A 19,560-nucleotide genomic window follows, 5' to 3' on the forward strand; every position below is an offset into this window, starting at 1 on the left:
TTTGACCAAACGGTAAAATCAAAAAGTTCACTAAAACTTCATTAAAAAAGCTACTTCCTTGATCAAAAGGAAGTAGCTTTTACTTTTTCTTTAAAATATCATTCGCTAAATTAGTAAATGCAGTAAAATCTTTTAAGGTAGCAAGTTTTTCACCATACTCTTCGCGAACTAGTTCTACAAGTAGTTCATAGATATTGATTGCTTCTTCATAGTCATTTTTACTAATACATAATAAAAAGACAGCGTGGACAGATTGTTTTTGATCCCATTTAATCGGATGGTCTAAAATTCTGATGACGATTTTAGTTTCTTTAGCCATCAAACCTAAAGGATGTGGGATGGCGATTCCAGTTCCGAGGACCGTTGAGCCAAGCCTTTCTCTTTCGATGACAGAATGCAAAAATTCTTCTCCAACAATATTTTTACTTTTTAGTGACTCAACCATCTCTTCCAAAATCGCTGTTTTATTAGTAAGCTTACTTCTCGCAAAAAAATGGGCATCAAAAAAAGTGGATAAAAAGCCTCGATTAAGGTCTGTTTGTTCCTGGATAATTGTACCAAGCATTTTTAATTCTTCATTTGTCGGGATATTGCTGATTTTAATCACTGGTTTATTTTTTTCTGGAATTCTGACGGTGGAAAGAATAATATCTTCCTCAATATGAATAAAACGATTATATTCTTGAATGGAAACAACTTTAGTTATATCTAAATTACTTACGGCTGATTTTACTTTCGCTTCCACAATCCGTGCAGTTCCAAATCCCGAACCACACACAATAAGCGCTGATTTATGGCGATAATAGGATATTTGATAGTTTCGTTCTAAAGAAGCCCCAATATGTAGCGCCAAATAAGCTAATTCATTTTGATTAATATCGTACGGATAATCTTTTTTTAGTGATTCTACTGCATCTAATGTAATTTCGTAAGCGAGTGGGTAATATCGTTTAATATGCTCGGTCATTGGATTTTTTACAGTCATATGATATTTCACGCGGTAAAGCATGGAATGAATATGCGCAATCAAGTCTTTTTTCAGTTGTAAATCATCTTGTAAACGGTAAAAATATTGCGATTCAATCCGATTTAACATCCCTTCTATATAGGCGTAATCATCAAATTCACTAATTTCTTTGTCTTCCACATTCAATATCCGTTTACTAGCAATTTGGAGAAGTAAATAGTTTTTGTCCCCTTCTGTAATTTCAATTTCAAAAAGAGAAGCTAGAATGGTAGCTAAATTATTTGCGATAGCAATTTCTTCTTTGCTAACATCTGTTAACTCAAATTCTTTTAAAGAATGTCCTAGTTCAATCCGTTCTACTAAAATCATCATATGTAAAAGTAAATTTTGAAGTGCTTCATCTGTAAAACGAATGTTAGTTGCAAAGAAGTAATCTGTCACAGCTGACATTAACTTTTGCAGCTTCTCTTTTTGTTTATGCCACTCAAAAAATGTTTCTAAGTAGGACTCTGGCGCTTTTTTCGAGGCAATCAGAGCAGTTAGCGTATAGCGCATTTTTTCTTCTTCTCCAACAATTTTCACGCCACTTCCTGGTTTTGAGACGAGCATTAAATCATACGAAGCGATAACTGTTCGGACTTGTTTCATGTCATTAGAGATTGTTGCGCGACTGGCAAAGAGGGTATCTGCCAAATCTTCTAGTTTAATATAATCGGCACTTGATAGAAGTAAGAATATCTCATATTTCACGCGTTCTTCTGGGTTATCTAAGTCAAAATAATCCGCATTTTTCGGTTTATTTTTGTCGACTTGAAATGCTTCAAAGGCAGCGGAATCAAGAATTTCGATTTTATACCCTGCTCCTCTAGTTAAGGTAATGGTTGCTCCATTTGTTTCGAGAAATTCGGTTAATTTGGCTATGTCCGTTCGGATTGTTCGTTCTGAAATATGTAAATCTTGGCTGAGTTTCTGAGCTGATAAGTAGCTACCCGCATCAAGGAGCATGCCGTATAATATTTCCAAACGTTTATAAGCAAAATATCCCATTATGAGCAGCTCCTTTTTTAGGTAATTAAACTTTAATTTTTAAACAAATACGTTTGTACTTTGGCATGTTTTAATGTCGTTTCTTTCTCGTTTGACTTGCTTTCGTCCAAATGACATTCCTTGCCTTGGAAAATTTCTGGGATGGTAATTTCTTTTTGTAAATATGGATTGAAAAAACGCGTAATGAAAGCATCGCTGTCTTCGGCTTTTTTCACTGCACTAATAATCGCTCCGTCTATTGTCGGAAGTGCTAGACTATATGTGGCATCTAGCATTTTTTCTTCGTCCCGGTAAACATAAATCAAGCGGCCGTTTAGGAAATCAGACATTTGGTAAACTGGCGGGTTCGACAAATATTCTTTTGCTTTTTTCGCAATATTCGCTTCATCAAAAGAACTCTCAAATAAAGTTAGCGCGAATGTTGCGTTTATTTTACCAAGTAGCTGCGCGTCTGGTGTTGCAACAATCGATTCACCGGAAGCACGACCTGGACGATATAGTAAATCGGTTTTACCCATATGGCTAAATGTGCGGAACAAGGTTAAGGAAATCGTATCGTAATTTTCACCAATGATTTCGTATTCGCGCACGCCTTCTGTCATTACAGCAACCCCGTGTGTTGCATCGTGTAAGCTCACAAAACTTTGCATCGCTTCAATCGAAATTGGTGCTTCTTGCCACTCTTCCTCTTCCCATATGTCCATTTCTGGAAGACGAACCGGACGATTGATTGGGGCGAATAATTGATCAGCTGTTGAGAATTTGCTAGCAATTTCTGTTGCGAAAGTGACACATAACCTGTGACTCAGTACTTGATTAGCAACTTGGACATCAAAGCGAATGAGTTCTTCATTTTTACGTAAAGAAATTACTGTTTTGATAGTCATTTCGTTACTTTTTTCACCATTTGCACGTTCTTCTAAATTATACGGTACATTTAACTTGAAAGAAATAGTTAATGCTTGGTTGACGCTTGATATGCTAGACTCTATGCTTTCCACTACCGCTTCTTTCGATGAAATTACAAGGTCTTTACGTGGTGGAGAATAGTTATACGAATCACCATCGTCGCCATTTTCCACAAAAATCATTTGATCTGTATAGGTTCTACCCGCTTTTTTATCATAAATCGTTAGTGAATTGTTGGCTGCTAGCTGGATTTCATAAAATTCGTTTTCAATTTTGCTCGTGGCGGATTGTGTTGGTTCTTGCTCTGGTGTTTCTTTTTCTAAATTAAAGTAGATGGTATCGTATCCTAGTGCTGGCAGGTTATTTACATTTACTAGCATCGTTGCTAAAAAGACTTTTTCTGGTAAATAAACGGATTTACTAGGATTTAGGTCGATATGTTGATTTAAGACGTATTCAGTTAAGTCCTTTTTCTCTTGAATTGTGTATTCAAGCTCGTTTCCTCGCGCGTCTTCTATGATGAAATTGCCTTCTGGGATATACGCGGTCATTTTAATCACGCCGCTTTTTTCGTATGGCAGTGGGTTGAAAACGGTAAATTGGAATGGTTGTTTTTGTTCGATTTTTTCACTGATGAGGCGCATGTTTAAATCGAGTAAATTGGTTGCTAAATCCGAAGCCAATTTATAGCGATGTTTGACGTCACGGTTAGTCGTGTCACTGTTACAGCCGCCAATGCTATCGTGTGCAGCATTTTCAAACATCAGTTTCCAAATTTCCGCGAGCTCATTGTGCGGATAACGATTTCCAAGTGCGTAGCTTATCGACAGAACTGGCTCTAGTATATTGCTTAGAAAGTTTTCGATTTCATTATTTGCTTGTTTTAAATCCGCCCGAGTGGAGAAAATCGATTTGTGCAGACGGCTATGTTTACCTTCTGTTAATTCCCCAGCAATGACTGGTAAATCAGTTACATCTTTTTCCAAATCAGCAAAAAAAGTTTCTGGTGAAGCGATTTGGTATTCACGCGAATGATCTAATTCATTAAATTTCGCAACCAAATCCGGCAAATTTTTTCTGACTGGTGCTTGGTCTAAGCCGTTTGGGAAGTATACGTTTGGCGTGGATGCTTTTTCTTCCAAAGCGCCAATTTGCTCATCCAAATAAGTCTTAAGTTCCGCTTCATTTTCTGGAATATTTGCTCCGTAGTAATAGCCGAATGGAATTTGTTCCGCAAGCATTTCCGTCCCGTCATCGCCCTGCCAAATAAATTCAGTTTGTTTCAAGCGATTATCAGCAACACCACGCCAAAACAGAAACTTCGATATACCAAATTCTTTATAAATTTGCGGCATGTTACCACCTTGTCCGAACGCATCTGGGACATAACCAACAGCCATGCTATGTCCCATTTCGCGAGCCATTCTCGTTCCATATAGCAAGTTTCTAACAATCGATTCTTGTGAAATGACTAATTGGTCCGTTTGAGTATACCAAGGGCCTGTAATAAGCCGTTTTTCAGCAATAAGTTTTTCTAATCTAGTTTTATCTTCAGGGCAGTAGCGCAAATAATCTTCTATTAATGAACTTTGGGCATCCATCAAATAAAAATGATAATTATCTTTTGCTTCTAATGTTTCAATTACTTCTTTTAAATGCTTCACTAAATAGATTGTTGAACGGCTTGAAGTGAAATACCATTCTCTATCCCAATGTGAATGCGGAATTACATGTACTTTCGTTTTAGCCATTTTAATTAAATCCTCCAACTATTATTTAATCTCTATTTCATCAAAACTAATATCGATATCGTCCACAGCATCATCTGCAGCAGCTGTTTCTTCTTCGGTGAAATTCACGAATAAGTTAGCGCAGATTCCGATGATGAATGCACCAACCAAGCCACCAACTAAGTAAGCCCAGCCGTTACCAATGGTGAAGAAACCGTACATTCCACCAATCGGCGGCATTTTCACATAAGCGCCAAGCCCCATTGTTACTGCACTACCAATCGCACAGGCAATAACATTTAGTGGAATTAATTTACCAGGGCTACGTAGTGTAAATGGAATCGCACCTTCTGTAACGCCAATCAGTCCCATAATTAGTGCACCATTTCCGGCTTCTTTGAATGTAGTAGAATAATTCTTTTTACGTAAAAGTGTAGCAATTCCGTAGCCAAGTGGCGGAATACAAATTGCGACATTAATCATGATTGAAGGTAGATAAATTCCACTCATAAATAGCGCATTCCCAGCCATCCAAGCAGCTTTGTTTACCGGTCCACCAAGGTCAAATCCAATCATTGCTCCTAAAATAAGTGCGAGAATAATGACGTTTGTATCGTTTTTACACATTTCAGTTACCCAATCAAGTAACGTTTGGTTTAACCAACCAAGTGGCCCACCGAGAATCAGCGACATCAGTATCCCCGTGGCACCAACCGTAATAAGTGGCAAAATAATTAGTGGTAAAGAACTAGCAGCAGGTCCAGTGATTCGAACATGTTTTTTCACCCAGTTTGTTAACCAACCAGCGAAGAAACCAGCGACCACGGCACCTAAGAAACCAGCATTTGTACTAGTAGCAAGGACCCCACCGACAAAACCAGCAGCAAGAGCCGGTTTTCCAGCGATAGAATAAGCAATATATCCAGCAAGTACTAAGTTAAGTAAGCCAATCGCCGCCCAACCAACATTTTGGAATAAGTAAACGTAATGATAAAATCCGCTTGCATCTGCGTAGGCATCTAAATTTGTAACCCCGCCGATAATCCCAATTAATTTTGCAACAGCTACAACAAGTGACCCTGCGATTATGACCGGTAGTGCGTAGGATATACCAGACATTAAGTGATCTTTTGCTTCGTTTAATTTCCCTTTCATGACCTAATTAGCCTCCTTTTGTTTACGTGCTTCAATTGCTGCAACAACTTTACTTAACACCGCTTCCCCGTTCGCGACACATTGACCAATTTTCACACGAACGACTGGTTTTCCTTTGAAACGGTCTTCCCCGTCAATCACTTTATCCGCCGCAATGATAACTACATCTGCTGCACTTACTTCGGCTGGCGTAATTTCATCAATAGTGCCCATCGCTCCTTGTTGTTCAATTTTGACATCGTGTCCTAATTTAACTCCAGCTTTTTCTAGTGCTTTGGCTGCCATTGGTGTATGCGCAAGCCCTGCAATACATGACGTAACCCCTATAACTTTCATATTAATTCTCCTTCCAAATTATCTTTCAAGTAATCCATCAGCTCATGTTCCGTTTGAATCGTTAAAATTTGTTCTTGAAATGCTTCTTCTAGTAAATTCACAGCCACACTTGATAAAATTTTCAAATGTTGCTGGCTGGCCTCACTTGCTGGAACTAATATCGCAAAAATAGCTTGTGCTTTAAAGCCTTCTTTGGAATCCCAATCAATCGGTTCTACTAGACGAATGAAAAGCAGTTTTGCTTCCGATATTGCCTCCGTTTTCGCATGTGGAATGGCGATTAATTGTTGTACTGCTGTTGCATATTCTTTTTCGCGAGCCCATAAGTCACGCTCCACTTGTGCCGAATTTGTCGTAATTCCAATTTCGGCTGCTTTGTCTGCAATAAAAGCTAGCACTTCTTCTTTAGTGCTTAGATGCTGATTTAAAAATAATTGTTCTTCTGATACTATCATTTTGTCACCCCGTATTTTTTCATGCCTTGCTTACACTTACATTTTAATGAAACCGATTACTTTTTTGAACATAAGGAATTTCCAGTTAAAGTGGAAAAAATTTAATTGAAACAGCAAAAAGCCATAAAGAGAGCAATTACAGCTCTCTTTATGGCTTTTTTAAAGGATTTATTTTTCGATATTTAATTCTTTTTGATACTTGGCAAAGAGCGTTTCGAACTCTGCTTTGTTAAAATCATATATTTTTCCTTCTGCGCTCGCTTGTAATTTCTTCAAGCAAATATGCCAACCGGAAATATCTCTTGGGCTATGTTCTGTAATAGTCGTAAGTTGTTCGGTGAAAGTCAACCTTGTTTTATTTGCTGTGATTTCATTTAGTTCAAAGGCAACTTCATCTTGGTCCCACTCGAAAGCAAATTTTTGGTTAGGTTCAAATGTACGAATTGGCATGGTTATTTTTTCTTCAGGCGTCATGACGAAAAGAAGATATCCATCTGCCTCTAATGATCCTATTTCTAGTTCATCAAACCACTTAGCTAGTCCCTCGTTTGTCGTTAATAATGCAAAAACATCTGCTTTTGTTGCACTAATTTCCAATTCAAAATTAACTACAGCTCCGTCGTTATCCCGTTTACAAATTGATTCGTTCATCTAAATCCCTCCCACTATTTTGTTTTCATTTTCGCATAGTTGATATACTATCGCAACTTGGAAAAACTGGACAAAGCCGTGTAACATGAGATAATAGAAAAAACGAATTTTGTTAGGGGCGAATAGAATGAAGAAAATCGGCTTTATTGGAGCAGGAAATATGGGAACCGCGATGATTCGAGGCTTAGCACAAGCCAATTTAGTGAAAAGAGATGAAATCATTGTTGGTGGGCGGAGTATCGAAAAATTAAAACCACTTGAAACGGAATTTACTGGCCTGCAAATAACAACCGATACCGAAAAACTCGTAGAACAAGCAGATATTGTTATTTTAGCGGTGAAACCTTATACTATCCCAGAGATTTTAACTACTATAAAGAAGAAGCTAACACCGGATAAAATTATTATTTCTGTAGCAGCTGGCGTAACTATCCAAGATTTAGAAGAACTCACTTCCAAAGAAACCAAAATTGTTCGGGTTATGCCGAACACGCCAGCTCTTGTCGGTGAGGCAATGTCTTCCATTTCGCCTAATAGTAATGTAACTGCAGAAGAAACAGCAGATATCTCTTCTATTTTTTCTAGTTTTGGAAAAGCAGAAGTAGTTCCTGAGAACTTAATGGATGCAGTAGTAGGAGTCAGTGGTTCGTCCCCAGCGTATGTGTATATGTTTATCGAGGCGCTTGCTGATGGAGCTGTTTTAAATGGTATGCCGCGGGATAAAGCTTATAAATTTGCAGCTCAAGCCGTTCTTGGTGCCGCAAAAATGGTATTAGAAACTGGCGAACACCCTGGGAAATTAAAAGATATGGTCACCTCTCCTGGTGGAACTACGATTGAAGCAGTCAAGTCGCTTGAAGATAATGGTTTCCGCTCATCTGTTATTAGTGCTGTTCAAGCCGCAGCTAGCAAGAACCGTTCGATGTAAATTTCAAAGATATTTGACGAAAAAGTATTTTTCCTCACCTTTTAATGGAAAATCTTTAATTCGACCAAGCTCTATGAAACCACATTTTTTATAAAATTCTGGAGCTTGGTAACTGAATGTTGTTAGAGAGATATGGTGGCAATGATTGTCTCTACCATATCTTTCTATTTGTTCTATTAATGCTGTTCCTACCCCTGTTCCTTGCATTTTTTGATCTACTGAAAGCAGAGACACATGGAGTTCACCGTAACTCGTTTTAGCTGTCACGCCACCGACTATTTCTCCTGCTTGATTTACGGCTGCAAATCCAATAAAAACAGGTTCACTTTTAGGTATCGAGTAGCCCATTCTCTCTTTATGATTCATCAGACCTTCGATTACTTTAGGTTCCAACTCTTCTAATGTCATTTCTTTTATACTAAAATCCACTTATGATTCCTCCTTATTAACTACACAAAAAAGCATCACCTGAAAGTGACGCTTTGTAAAATTATTTTAAGTTTGCTACACGGCCGTAACCAGCAATATATTTTTTCCAGTAGCCAGATTTGATAGTGTCATATTTTACGCCGTTATTTTGTGCATTCAGCATTTTTCCATTTCCTACATAAATCCCAACATGGGCAATTCCTTTACCGTAATTAAAGAAAATTAAGTCACCGTTTTTTAGTTCACTAGCTTTAATTTTTTTGGCGGAGGCATATTGTTGTTTCGCTGTCCGAGGAATAGCTTTTTTTATTCCTTTTGAATATACATATTGCGTATATCCAGAACAATCAAAGCAACTTGGACCAGTTGCGCCCATTTTATAGCGTTTGCCAAGGTGTTTTCTTGCTTCGTTATTTAACGAAGTAAAACTTTGTGTCGAAGTGGCAACAGGCGCTTTATATGTAGTTACACACTTTCCTGAAACATAACCAGTTTTACCCTTATAGGATGTTTTATACCAATTATTTTTTGTTTTGGCTGTAAAAGTAATCGTTGTACCTTTTTTGTAAAAACCGATGACTTTGCCACTTGTACTATCTGTTGTGCGAACATTTACATCAGCTGTTGTAGTCATTTTGTAGGTAGTTGCTGCTAATGCGCTATTTGTTGGTAAAAATAGTACTGAAAAAGAAATTATTAAAGCTATCAACGCAAAAAAAATCTTTCTTCTCGCTGCTATTATTTTCAATCCACGCACCCCTTTTTTATATACACACAGCATAGCAGGTCAATGTTACAGTTGTAATACAGCTATTTTAAAACTTAACTTTATTATGTAACAGTTTGGACACAGGAAAAAAATAAGCCCAAGAAACTAGTTCTTGGGCTTATTTCTATAAATGGTTTTTTCGTAAAGAGACTGGCTTATCAAGGATTTCTTTTGTAATTATTGCTTCCTGTAGCCTACCCCGTAATTTTCGAGCTTTTTTAGGGCGGTGCGTGGAAGTTTTCATTATCTTTTTCCCTTTGGCCACGTCGGATTCCCGGCGGATTTCTCTTAACATTTTCTCTTGTGCAGCTTTTTGTTCCGCGATAACTTTGTCTTGTTCTTTATTTTGTGTAAAAGTTCCTTGTGATACTTTTCGTTTTTCTGGTTTTTTAGTGGTTTGGTTTTGATGTTGCGGCTTGTAGTTCGCACGCGACATTTGGTTTAGCTTGGATGGTTCTTTTTTTTCGCTATCAGCGCTCTTGCCAGATTTACTAAGAAGATTTACAATAACGCCAATTACCCCAAGGATAACTAAGACACCTTCCCAACCACTATTTAGAAAATCACTAAAGTCCAATGAAAACACCTTCTTTCTTGCAAAAGATCAAGGTTTATTTTTCGTCTTCGTGTGCAATCGACTCACGCATTGCTGTATCCGATTGAACATTTTCCATTTTGTAGTAATCCATTACGCCTAGGTTTCCTTCTTCTAAAGCGCGAGAAAGAGCGCGTGGCACTTCTGCTTCTGCCGCTACTACTGCTGCTCTGTTTTCTTGTTCTAGGGCAATCGCTTCTGCTTTACGTTTCGATGCAGCTGCTTGAGCAACTTCCATGTCTGCATTCGCTTTTTCGATGTCTAGTTTCGCTTTAATGTTGTCACCGATACGCATTTCAGCGATATCAATGGATAGAATAGTATAAGCTGTTCCGTCTCCAAGTCCTTGCTCTTGGACTTTTTTCGAAATGCTGTTTGGATTTTCGAGTACATCTGTATGTTCTCTCGTTTCACCGACTGTAGATACTACGGCTTCACCAACACGCGCGATAACTGTATCTTCACCAGCACCACCGACGATACGTTCAATATTAGATTGTACGGTAATTTGTGTGATAACTTTTACTTCTACCCCGTTTTGCGCCACACCAGTAAATTCAGGTGTACGGATAACTTTTGGTGTTACGGAAGTTTGTACTGCTTCAAGTACGTCACGTCCAGCAAGGTCAATTGCTGCTGCACGGCTGAAATCTAATTCAATATTTGCGCGGTGTGCGGCGATTAACGCATCAACTGTGTTATCCACGTCCCCGCCTGCTAAATAGTGACTTTCAAGTTGGTTTACTTCTAAATCAAGTCCTGCTTTTACTGCTTTAATTAACGGTTTTACAACGCGAGAAGGTACAACGCGACGTAATCTCATTCCGATTAAAGTTCCTAGTCCTACTGGTACACGTGCGGATAATGCGCTAATCCATAACCCCACTGGTACTAAAGTGAAAAATACGATTAAAAAGATGATAATCAATACTGCGATAATAATTGGTCCAATCATTGTCATTTTTCTCCCTCCTGTATATCTTCATTGACTAGTACGTATCCAAAATCGATACCTACCGCAATTATTGGTTTTCCAACTTCCAAATAACCTGTTTTCAAGCGAGCTTCATAGACTTCTCCGTCTATTCTGACACTTCCAATTGGTTTAAGCGTCGTTTGTGCTACACCTTTTTTGCCCACTACTTTGTCTCGTAGCGCTTTCATTCGATCTATTTCTTTGTCCTCTAAAACCCCCCGATGAACGAGTCCCCATGATTCTCCATAAACAAAGTCATCTTCTGTAAAATTATGCTTCAAACCGTCACCTTCTTTAGGAACTTTTTTAAATTTATACTTTCTCCTGTAATAACCATAACATGAAAGAAACCTTATGTAAAAAGCTTTTAGTAATTATTCTGTAAATTTTTTCACTTTTATAGAAAAGTTTATAATAGGAAAAAAACTTCCAAGAATTACTATTATTTACTATTTAAATCCCAATCAATTGGAGCTCTGCCATTTTCTTTTAAAAATTCATTAGTTTTTGAAAATGGTTTACTTCCAAAAAAGCCACGGCTTGCGGCAAGAGGAGACGGATGCACCCCTTTAATCAGTAAATGTTTTGGGTTTGTAATACCACTTGCAGCTTTTATAGCGTGATTTCCCCATAAAATAAAGACAAGCGGCTTATCATAATTATTTAACTCTTCTAAAACATGGTCGGTAAATGTCGCCCAACCTAATTTTTTGTGGCTTCCGGCTTTCCCTTCCTCCACACTCCAGCTTGTGTTCATTAGTAAAACTCCCTGTTCCGCCCATTTAGCAAGATAACCGTGACTAGCTGGATCAATATCCAAGTCGCTTTTTAGTTCCTTGTAAATATTTCGAAGGCTTGGTGGGATTCGAACGCCTTTTTGCACAGAAAAACTTAAGCCGTGTGCCTGCCCCGGGCCATGATAAGGATCTTGACCAAGGATGACAACTTTGACTTTATCATAAGGGCATAAGCGAAAACACGAAAACATATCTTCCTCTGTTGGATAAACATTTCCATTTTCTCTCGCTTCACTCACAGCTTTCATCAATTCTATAAAATAAGACTGTTTGGCTTCTTGCTCTAAAAATTCATCCCAAGTTTTCACCATTTTGCTCTCTCCCGTCCTAGTAATTTGTCCCTCCATTATACTTTTCTCGGCAAGCCAATGTCAAAAGTAAATAAGAATAGCTTTCCGCGTGGTATAATTTTAAAAAAGAGGATTTAAAGGGGTGAAACAATGACAGAACGGAAAGTTTCTTGGCTAGAGTTATTTTTTGATTTAATATTTGTTACCGCGGTTGCTTCCACGACCCATCTTTTACTTAGTGTTGATAATCATCCTGATAAAACTGCTGTTTATTTTGGCGAATACTTACTGATGGTAACGCCGATGTTTTGGGCATGGGTGGGGCAGACGATGTTTTTCAACCGATTTGGTGAAAAGTTAAAATTACCTGAACTTTATATGTTACCGCAAATGTTTTTCTTGATATTGATGACAGCGAGCTTTGATTTAACTTTTTCAAATACGTACTATACTTTTTTAATTGGTTATTTAGGCATTCGATTGATTACGGTTATTCAGTATTTTGTTATTAGTAGACAGCTAGGTGGAAACGCGCGCAAGGTGGCAATTATACTTGGAAGTGTGTTTCTGTTAGGGGTTTTCACGACAGCTACTTCTGTTTTCTTTGATGGCTTTATTCGTTATTTAGTAATGTATCTAGGTATCGCAGTTGATATTATTTTACCGTTATTCTTAGCAAAAACATTACGGAAAGTTCCCGTTGATTTCCCGCATTTGGCAGAGCGATTTGGTTTGTTTGTCATTATTACATTTGGTGAGAGCATCGTTGCGATTACTACTATTTTAGTCGGACATACGCTTGATTTATATACTATTAGCTATACTTTTCTTGGTTTTCTAATTATCAGTACACTCTTCATCTCTTACTTTCATAGTTTTGAAAAAATAGTCGATCATCATAAAGAGACACATGGTCAGTACTTAATATATGGACATTTTTTTATTATTATTTCCATTATGCTCCTCGCAGCGAACTTGCATTTACTGTATGAAGATCATTTAGAAAAAGATGTCTTACTTTTGATGTTGTTTGGCTCTGTAGTACTATTTTTCATCTCAAAACAATTCGTTTTTATAGCCCATAAAAAGGTAGAAGTGAGCTTTTCTATTTGGAAAGATGCATTGTTATTATTACTTCTAATTGGTTTATTTTTCCTCAATCTTTACACAGATTTGCCGTTATTTGTTAGTTTTGTAAGTATTTGGATTTGCGCATTGATTGATCTTGGGTTACAGTTTGGGACTTCGCGACTTGCACGTATATAAATAAAAAAAGGTGGGCATTTCGCTCACCTTTCTTCGTTCATATCTCGATGCCTTGTATAATCCGTAAAAATAAACAGGCCCATTAAGAAGCTTATTAAACATACAATTGGACGAAAATAGAATCCCGAATAACTAGGGGTGAAAATCAGTCCAAAAACAAGCCCAAATAGCCATAAAATTAGTGCCATAAATATTAGAAAATCATTTCGATAAGCACAAATAATGAGGATTCCTGCTAAAATCATCGCAAGTGACATTAAATAGCCTGATGATGCCGCAAGATCTTCTGGTATCATGAACAAGTTATTTTTTTTACTGTCCGGGCTTAGTATTTCAGCAAGAGCACCGATAAAACCTGCTTGGATTGACATAATCCCACAAAAAATACGCATTTCACACCACTCTTTTATAAAATATACATTTTAGCTTATTAATTATGGCATAAAAAATCTGGATTTACTACGCGACAAAGTAACTAAAAATTACTTAAACGCGCCAAAAACTAGTATAATTTGCTTTATCTTGAATATTAAACTCGATTATTTTTGCTAGTAAATCAAAATCTACCGGTTTCTTCCATAAAATCCGGAAAATACCTTTCGTATGACTATAACCTGCATCTTTAAGGTCCGCTTCGAAACGCTCAATTCCAGCTACTTCTGGGGAAACACTCATATGCTGTTTTGCCATTGAGAATCCAATGATGAAGGTACCGTTATTGGTGAACATTGGTGTATTCCATTTGATTTCTGGCTTTAGATTTGGAAATTTCTCCGCCACCCAGATTAAAACTTCTTGCATTCTCGCGCGGTGTTCCGGGTTTTCAATCTCAGCTAGATATTCTGCAAAAGCTTCCATATTATTTCCTCCTAAATAACATAATCTTACAATTACTCTTATTATAAAGAAAAACTGCTGTGATGCAAAGCCTGGCTGTTAGGTACTGCAAACAAAAAAACAAGCCTTTATGTCAGACTTGTTTTTGTTTAGCTTAATATAGTCGTGCTTTTTTCAGATTCGCTTGTTTTGCTTCGTATGCTCGGGTGATGCTTTCTTTATTTGAAACTTCGGAAACTCCTACATTCCACCAATTAAGATATCCTTCTGACATGGTTTTAGGCAACACTTTCATTTCGATTAAAGTTGTTTTGGTTTGTTTTTTGGCATCTTCTACCGCATTGATCAAATCTTCTTTTGTGTTGGCTTTATAGACTTTAGCTCCGTAGCCTTCTGCAATTTTGGCGTAATCGACTTGCATGATTTGGTTGTTGTTATCGCGGAATTCACAGAAGAAACTGTCACTCCCATTTGCCATTTGAAGATTATTAATACAGCCAAATCCGGAATTATCGAAGAGCATAATGTTAATTTTTTTGCCGTATTGCAAGGAAGTCAGCAGTTCAGAGTGGGACATGCAGAAACTGCCATCGCCGACGATAGCGTATACTTCTTGGTTATCGCTTGCGGCCATTTTTGCGCCTAGAGCGCCGTTAATTTCGTAACCCATGCAAGAATAGCCGTATTCTAGGTGATACGTGTTTGGCACGGCTGGATTCCAGAGTCGTTGCAGGTCGCCCGGAAGTGAACCAGCTGAACAAACTACGATGCTATCTGGCGCCACGGTATCATTAATTGTAATTAGTGCTTCGGTTTGCGTGAATTCAGTCCGTAAGCTATCTGCGTATTCGTTTAGAATTGCTTGGTCGAATTGATTTTTGATTTCTGGTGTAAAATTATCCCGATTGAATTTTGTATGTTGCAGACGCGTTCGTTCTTTTAGCCATTCTTTTTTGTATGCAGCAATCTTGTCACCAAATTGGGTTTTGTACCTTTTTAAAAGTGGTGCGAGTTCGGCTAGGGTTGCTTTGGCATCACCGACCACTTGGAAGGCATCTAGTTTGTAAGTTTGCATACGGTTGACGTTGATATTGATAAATTTAGTTGTTGGGTTAAAGGCTGTCTTGGAGCTCGTTGTGAAATCAGTATAACGCGTGCCAATTCCAATCACTAAATCGGCATTGTGGATTATTTTATTTGCAGCCAGCGTACCAAGAATACCCGTGCCTCCTAGGTTATTTTTGAAGCTAAACTCAACAGTGGATTTTCCAGCGTGCGTTTCAACGAGCGGAATGTCGTTTTGTTCGGAGAGGGCGATTAATTCTTTGCGGGCATCTGAATAGCGTGCTCCACCTCCGACAATGATTACCGGGGTCTGGCTAGCTTTGATAAGTTTCGCCGCCTCGGTTAGTTCGCGTTTTGTCGGAATTTGCCGATTAAGATAGTGAATCCGCTTTTGGAAAAATTCAACTGGATAATCGAACGCTTCTCCTTCTGTGTCTTGCGCGATGCAGATTGTTGCTGGACCGGCGCTTACTGGATTGGTCATTACTTCGAAAGCGCGAATCAGAGCACTCATGAGTTGTTCTGGTCGTTGCACGCGGTCAAAATACCTGGAGACTGCCCGGAAGCCGTCGTTAGTGGTGATTGCTGTGCTCGACTCATGCTCTAGTTGTTGTAAAACAGGGTCGGGCTGTCTAGTTGCGAATGTGTCGGCTGGCAAAAATAACACTGGTAAATTGTTCGCAAATGCGGTACCGGCTGCTGTAATTAAGTTAGCGGAACCTGGTCCAGCTGATGTGGAACACGCGTAGATGCGCTGGCGATTTTTTTGTTTTGCATAGGCAATTGCCGCGTGCGCCATACCCTGCTCATTTTTCCCTTGATACACTTTTAAATGACCCGGATTCTCTTCCAAAGCTTGCCCAATTCCAACCACATTCCCGTGCCCGAACAATGTAAAAATTCCGTCCACAAACGGCGCAGATTCACCGTCCACCTCAATATACTGTTGATTTAAAAACTTCACCAGAGCTTGCGCGGTAGTTAGTCGAATTGTTTTTTCAGTCACCATAATCCCCTCCTACTCAGCTTGCGCGATGAGCGCTTTAATTTCGTCGGCAGTTGGCATCGCATCCGAAGAACTATGCTTGCTAACAACAATCGAAGCTGCCGCACTTCCGAATTTAAGTGCTGTTTCGATATTTTCGCCGCTAAACAGTCCATATAAGAACGCAGATGCATAAGAATCCCCTGCGCCAAATGTTTTGAGTACTTTAGTTTTATAGGCTTGTGCTCGGAAGGTTTCGCCCGCTTTTGTATATGCGAATGAGCCTTCCACGCCATGCTTAATAACGACAATTTCTGCTTGATGTTGGAAAAGATGCGCTTTTGTTGCTTCATTGTTACCATCGACTTGGTTTTCCATCATATCGAATTCGTCACGTGTTCCAATAATCACGTCCGCTTGTTCCGCGACCAGTGAATAATAAACCGCTGTTTCTTCCGTATTTTTCCAAGTATACGGACGATAATCCAGTTCAAAAGCGACTATCACATCGTTTTTCCGAGCTAAGTGGACTGCTTTTAAAACAGCTTCCCGTGATGGACTTTGCGCTAAAGCTGTACCAGAAATGAGCAGCACCCGTGTTTCTTTTATGTAGTCTTCCGAAATCTCTTCCGGCGTTAAATATAAATCCGCTACAGTTTCACGATACATCAAAATACTGCATTCTTCCGGGCTCTTGATTTCCGTAAACGCCAAACCAACTTTGCGTCCAGCTGTATCTTTCACCATTCCAGCCGTATTTATATCCAAATCGCGCATATATTTTTCGATAAATCTGCCATGTTGATCATCTGAAATTTTGCCTATAAAACCTACTTTTAAGCCGAGTTTTGCGGTTCCTATCGCAATATTCGCCGGGGAACCACCCACATATTTAGAAAAAGTCATTGTTTCTTCCATTGGACGATTGTATTCGACCGCATTCAAATCAATGCACGCGCGCCCTACTGTGATTAAATCAAATTTTCGTTCGCTATGTTTGTTTAGATTCATGCTCCAAATCCTCCTCTTAGTCTCGCTCTAAAATCCATTCATGGTCTGGATCATTGTGAAATTTCCAAACCCGCTTCGGTCCAGCCATCACGTTTAAATAGTAAGAATCATATCCGTCTGGAACCCCCACTGGATGGTAGCCTTCTGGAACAACAACTGCATTCTGATGCTCTACTGCCATTGTTTCATCAAGCGCACGATCATCCGTATAGACACGTTGAAAAATAAAGCCTTGCTCCGGATTAATTTCATGATAATAACTTTCTTCTAAAAGTGACTCTGCTGGCAAATTATCGCGGTCATGTTTATGCGGTGGATAACTCGAAAAATTCCCGCCATCTGTATAGACTTCCACCACCAACAAACTACTCGCAACCTCACTCACATCCGGCAAAATGTTATGTACCAGTCGTTTATTTTGATATTTCCCACGCTGCTCAATTGAATTATCGCTTGCTTTAATAAGCGTCGTTGGCAAATCTCGGTCAGCCGGCGAGTAACAAAGTGCCACACGAGCTTTTTCAGAGTCTGCATTAACTTGAAACACCCGTCCACCAGAAATAAACACGCTATCAGTTGGAATTTTTTCAAAGACGTTCGCTCTTGTTCCAATTTCAGAAAAAACATGCGTACCCTCACTCACTGTAATTTTCCCAGTAAGCGCGACAATGCAACACTCTAAATCAGTAAGCTCCTCCTGATAAATGGCACCTTTTTCCAGTTCAATTAAGCGAAAACCAACGTAATTAAGCGGAGAATTTTCTTGGTTGATATCTTGAACAAGCGTAACACCAGGATTTATCTTTTCATTTAACGGTTTTCGTAATAGTTTGCTCATGTTCGCTCCTCCTATTCTTCGTAGCCTTTTAATGAATATCTCGCAGTGACAACTTTTTTATGCGTGTAAAAATCTACACTGTCTTTGCCGTTCGCATGAAGTGTTCCATAAAAGGACGATTTCCAACCAGAAAACGGGAAAAACGCCATTGGAGCAGGTACACCCAAATTCACACCAAGCATTCCAGCGTCGATTTTTTCTCTAAAGTAGCGGATTGCCTTGGCATTATTGGTGAAAATACAAGCTCCGTTCGCAAATTCAGATTGGTTCGCAACCCGAACTGCTTCTTGGAGATTTTTCACACGAATCACAGATAAAACTGGGGCAAAAATCTCCTCTTTCCAAATCGTCATATCTGTCGTAACATCTTCCAAAATTGTCGGTCCAACAAAATGTCCTTCAGAAAGCCCTGTTTCACGGCCATCTACAGTTAATTTCGCCCCTTCTTCCACGCCTTTTTCAATATAAGCAATCGTGCGTTTTTGGTTTTCTTCGCGAATTACTGGACCGAGGAAAACGCCATCGTCTAACCCGTTTCCAATTTTCACATTCTGCGCGGCTGTCCGAAGTGCCGCTAGAAACTTATCCGCGATGCCTTCTTCAACTGTGACGACCGCACACGCCATGCAACGTTCACCAGCCGATCCAAATGCCGCTGAAATAACATTCGTCACGGTATCTTCTAAATCCGCATCATTAAGCACAATCGTATGGTTTTTCGCGCCTGTCAAAGCTTGTACACGTTTCAAATTCGCGCTCCCTGTTTTATAGACATACTCCCCAACTGGCTTAGAACCAACAAAAGAAACCGCTTTAATTATTTCGTTTTCTAAAATACCATTAACCACATCATGCGCGCCGTATACCACATTGAACACACCTTTTGGAAGACCAGCCTCGGAAAACAAATCCACCAATTTCTCCATTAGAAGTGGCGTTCTCTCGGATGGTTTTAAAATAAACGAGTTACCAAGTGCAATGGCCATCGGGAACATCCAACATGGCACCATCATCGGGAAGTTAAATGGTGCAATTCCACCAACAACCCCGACCGGATAGCGATAATTTGCCGCCTCCACATCTGTTGCAATCGAAGCAAGCGAATCACCCATCATGAGTGTTGGTGCTCCCGCCGCGAATTCAACGTTTTCAATACCACGTTGCACTTCACCGCGTGCCTCGGATAAATTTTTACCATTTTCGAGTGTAATTAATCTTGCTAGTTCTTCTTTATGTTGAATGAGTAACTGTTGGAAACTAAATAGAACCCGTGCACGTCTTGGTACAGCAACTTGGCTCCATTTTTCAAAAGCTTGTTCGGCAATGGTAATGGCCTGGTCTAATTCCGCGCGCGTCGATATTGGCACTTGGCACAGAACTTCCCCCGTCGCTGGATTGATGACATCTTCGTATTTATCCGTCTTACTCTCGACCCATTCGCCGTTAATATAATTCTTTAATTTCCGTACATCTGCCATAAATTATCCCTCCACTTAAAATTACTCATAAGTTAACCATCAATCG

General features: G+C 39.1%; 20 protein-coding genes. 2 read left to right on the top strand and 18 right to left on the bottom strand.

What is annotated here, in order from left to right; translation table 11 throughout:
• Positions 1-79 precede the first annotated feature (79 nt).
• The 6 genes from HCB45_RS10720 to HCB45_RS10745 all read right to left on the bottom strand — a co-directional run bounded on the left by HCB45_RS10720 (position 80) and on the right by HCB45_RS10745 (position 7,250).
• Complete coding sequence (locus tag HCB45_RS10720; protein ID WP_185317934.1) at positions 80-2,014, bottom strand: BglG family transcription antiterminator; 1,935 nt, start codon at positions 2,012-2,014, stop codon at positions 80-82.
• 32 nt (positions 2,015-2,046) lie between these two features.
• A complete protein-coding gene (gene mngB, locus HCB45_RS10725; protein WP_185619850.1) occupies positions 2,047-4,674 on the bottom strand; it encodes a mannosylglycerate hydrolase in 2,628 nt (875 codons plus the stop codon).
• A 21-nt stretch (positions 4,675-4,695) separates the two neighbouring features.
• Positions 4,696-5,808, bottom strand: coding sequence for a PTS fructose transporter subunit IIC (locus tag HCB45_RS10730; RefSeq protein WP_003723113.1), 1,113 nt, complete (start codon positions 5,806-5,808; stop codon positions 4,696-4,698).
• Positions 5,809-5,811: 3 nt separating this feature from the next.
• On the bottom strand, positions 5,812-6,144 hold the full coding sequence (locus HCB45_RS10735; RefSeq protein ID WP_185619852.1) for a PTS fructose transporter subunit IIB: 333 nt from the start codon (positions 6,142-6,144) through the stop codon (positions 5,812-5,814).
• A complete protein-coding gene (locus tag HCB45_RS10740; RefSeq protein ID WP_185317932.1) occupies positions 6,141-6,599 on the bottom strand; it encodes a PTS sugar transporter subunit IIA in 459 nt (152 codons plus the stop codon). The genes HCB45_RS10735 and HCB45_RS10740 overlap by 4 nt, the downstream gene beginning before the upstream one ends.
• Before the next feature lie 168 nt (positions 6,600-6,767).
• Positions 6,768-7,250: an SRPBCC family protein gene (locus HCB45_RS10745; RefSeq protein ID WP_185608057.1), complete on the bottom strand. Its 483-nt coding sequence runs from the start codon at positions 7,248-7,250 to the stop codon at positions 6,768-6,770.
• Between the two features lie 127 nt (positions 7,251-7,377).
• On the opposite strand from HCB45_RS10745, the gene proC reads away from it, so the two are divergent.
• Entirely contained in the window at positions 7,378-8,178 is an 801-nt protein-coding gene (gene proC, locus HCB45_RS10750) for a pyrroline-5-carboxylate reductase (protein ID WP_185619854.1), read from the top strand.
• Positions 8,179-8,181: 3 nt separating this feature from the next.
• Here proC and HCB45_RS10755 read toward each other — a convergent pair whose 3' ends face one another.
• The 6 genes from HCB45_RS10755 to HCB45_RS10780 form a co-directional block, all read right to left on the bottom strand.
• Entirely contained in the window at positions 8,182-8,607 is a 426-nt protein-coding gene (locus tag HCB45_RS10755; protein ID WP_185317924.1) for a GNAT family N-acetyltransferase, read from the bottom strand.
• A 61-nt stretch (positions 8,608-8,668) separates the two neighbouring features.
• On the bottom strand, positions 8,669-9,355 hold the full coding sequence (locus tag HCB45_RS10760) for an NlpC/P60 family protein (protein ID WP_185317923.1): 687 nt from the start codon (positions 9,353-9,355) through the stop codon (positions 8,669-8,671).
• Positions 9,356-9,500: 145 nt separating this feature from the next.
• Positions 9,501-9,953 carry a hypothetical protein gene (locus HCB45_RS10765; RefSeq protein WP_185317922.1) on the bottom strand — a complete coding sequence of 151 codons (453 nt, stop codon included), beginning with the start codon at positions 9,951-9,953 and terminating at the stop codon, positions 9,501-9,503.
• A 34-nt stretch (positions 9,954-9,987) separates the two neighbouring features.
• Positions 9,988-10,932: a flotillin-like protein FloA gene (gene floA, locus HCB45_RS10770; RefSeq protein WP_003723104.1), complete on the bottom strand. Its 945-nt coding sequence runs from the start codon at positions 10,930-10,932 to the stop codon at positions 9,988-9,990.
• On the bottom strand, positions 10,929-11,228 hold the full coding sequence (locus tag HCB45_RS10775; protein WP_185619856.1) for an NfeD family protein: 300 nt from the start codon (positions 11,226-11,228) through the stop codon (positions 10,929-10,931). Before HCB45_RS10775 ends, floA begins: the two co-directional genes overlap by 4 nt.
• A gap of 161 nt (positions 11,229-11,389) precedes the next feature.
• Positions 11,390-12,055 (bottom strand): uracil-DNA glycosylase, encoded by a 666-nt coding sequence (locus HCB45_RS10780; RefSeq protein ID WP_185608054.1) that lies wholly within the window; start codon positions 12,053-12,055, stop codon positions 11,390-11,392.
• A 129-nt stretch (positions 12,056-12,184) separates the two neighbouring features.
• Here HCB45_RS10780 and HCB45_RS10785 point away from each other — a divergent pair, with 129 nt between their 5' ends.
• A complete protein-coding gene (locus HCB45_RS10785; protein ID WP_185317919.1) occupies positions 12,185-13,300 on the top strand; it encodes a low temperature requirement protein A in 1,116 nt (371 codons plus the stop codon).
• A 23-nt stretch (positions 13,301-13,323) separates the two neighbouring features.
• On the opposite strand, the gene HCB45_RS10790 is transcribed toward HCB45_RS10785, so the two are convergent.
• The 6 genes from HCB45_RS10790 to iolA form a co-directional block, all read right to left on the bottom strand.
• Positions 13,324-13,692 (bottom strand): hypothetical protein, encoded by a 369-nt coding sequence (locus tag HCB45_RS10790; protein WP_185317918.1) that lies wholly within the window; start codon positions 13,690-13,692, stop codon positions 13,324-13,326.
• A 94-nt stretch (positions 13,693-13,786) separates the two neighbouring features.
• Positions 13,787-14,158 (bottom strand): iron chaperone, encoded by a 372-nt coding sequence (locus HCB45_RS10795; protein ID WP_185317917.1) that lies wholly within the window; start codon positions 14,156-14,158, stop codon positions 13,787-13,789.
• Positions 14,159-14,291: 133 nt separating this feature from the next.
• The gene (gene iolD / locus HCB45_RS10800) at positions 14,292-16,208 is read right to left on the bottom strand and encodes a 3D-(3,5/4)-trihydroxycyclohexane-1,2-dione acylhydrolase (decyclizing) (protein WP_185317916.1); all 1,917 of its coding nucleotides are present in this window, start codon (positions 16,206-16,208) and stop codon (positions 14,292-14,294) included.
• Between the two features lie 12 nt (positions 16,209-16,220).
• Positions 16,221-17,198, bottom strand: a complete 978-nt coding sequence (gene iolC / locus HCB45_RS10805; protein ID WP_185317915.1) for a 5-dehydro-2-deoxygluconokinase — start codon at positions 17,196-17,198, stop codon at positions 16,221-16,223.
• 16 nt (positions 17,199-17,214) lie between these two features.
• Positions 17,215-18,036, bottom strand: coding sequence for a 5-deoxy-glucuronate isomerase (gene iolB, locus HCB45_RS10810; RefSeq protein WP_185317914.1), 822 nt, complete (start codon positions 18,034-18,036; stop codon positions 17,215-17,217).
• 11 nt (positions 18,037-18,047) lie between these two features.
• The gene (gene iolA / locus HCB45_RS10815; RefSeq protein WP_185317913.1) at positions 18,048-19,514 is read right to left on the bottom strand and encodes a methylmalonate-semialdehyde dehydrogenase; all 1,467 of its coding nucleotides are present in this window, start codon (positions 19,512-19,514) and stop codon (positions 18,048-18,050) included.
• Positions 19,515-19,560 lie beyond the last annotated feature (46 nt).

Origin of the sequence: Listeria farberi, assembly GCF_014229245.1 — a bacterium.
In the GTDB taxonomy this organism is placed as follows: Bacteria; Bacillota; Bacilli; order Lactobacillales; family Listeriaceae; genus Listeria; species Listeria farberi.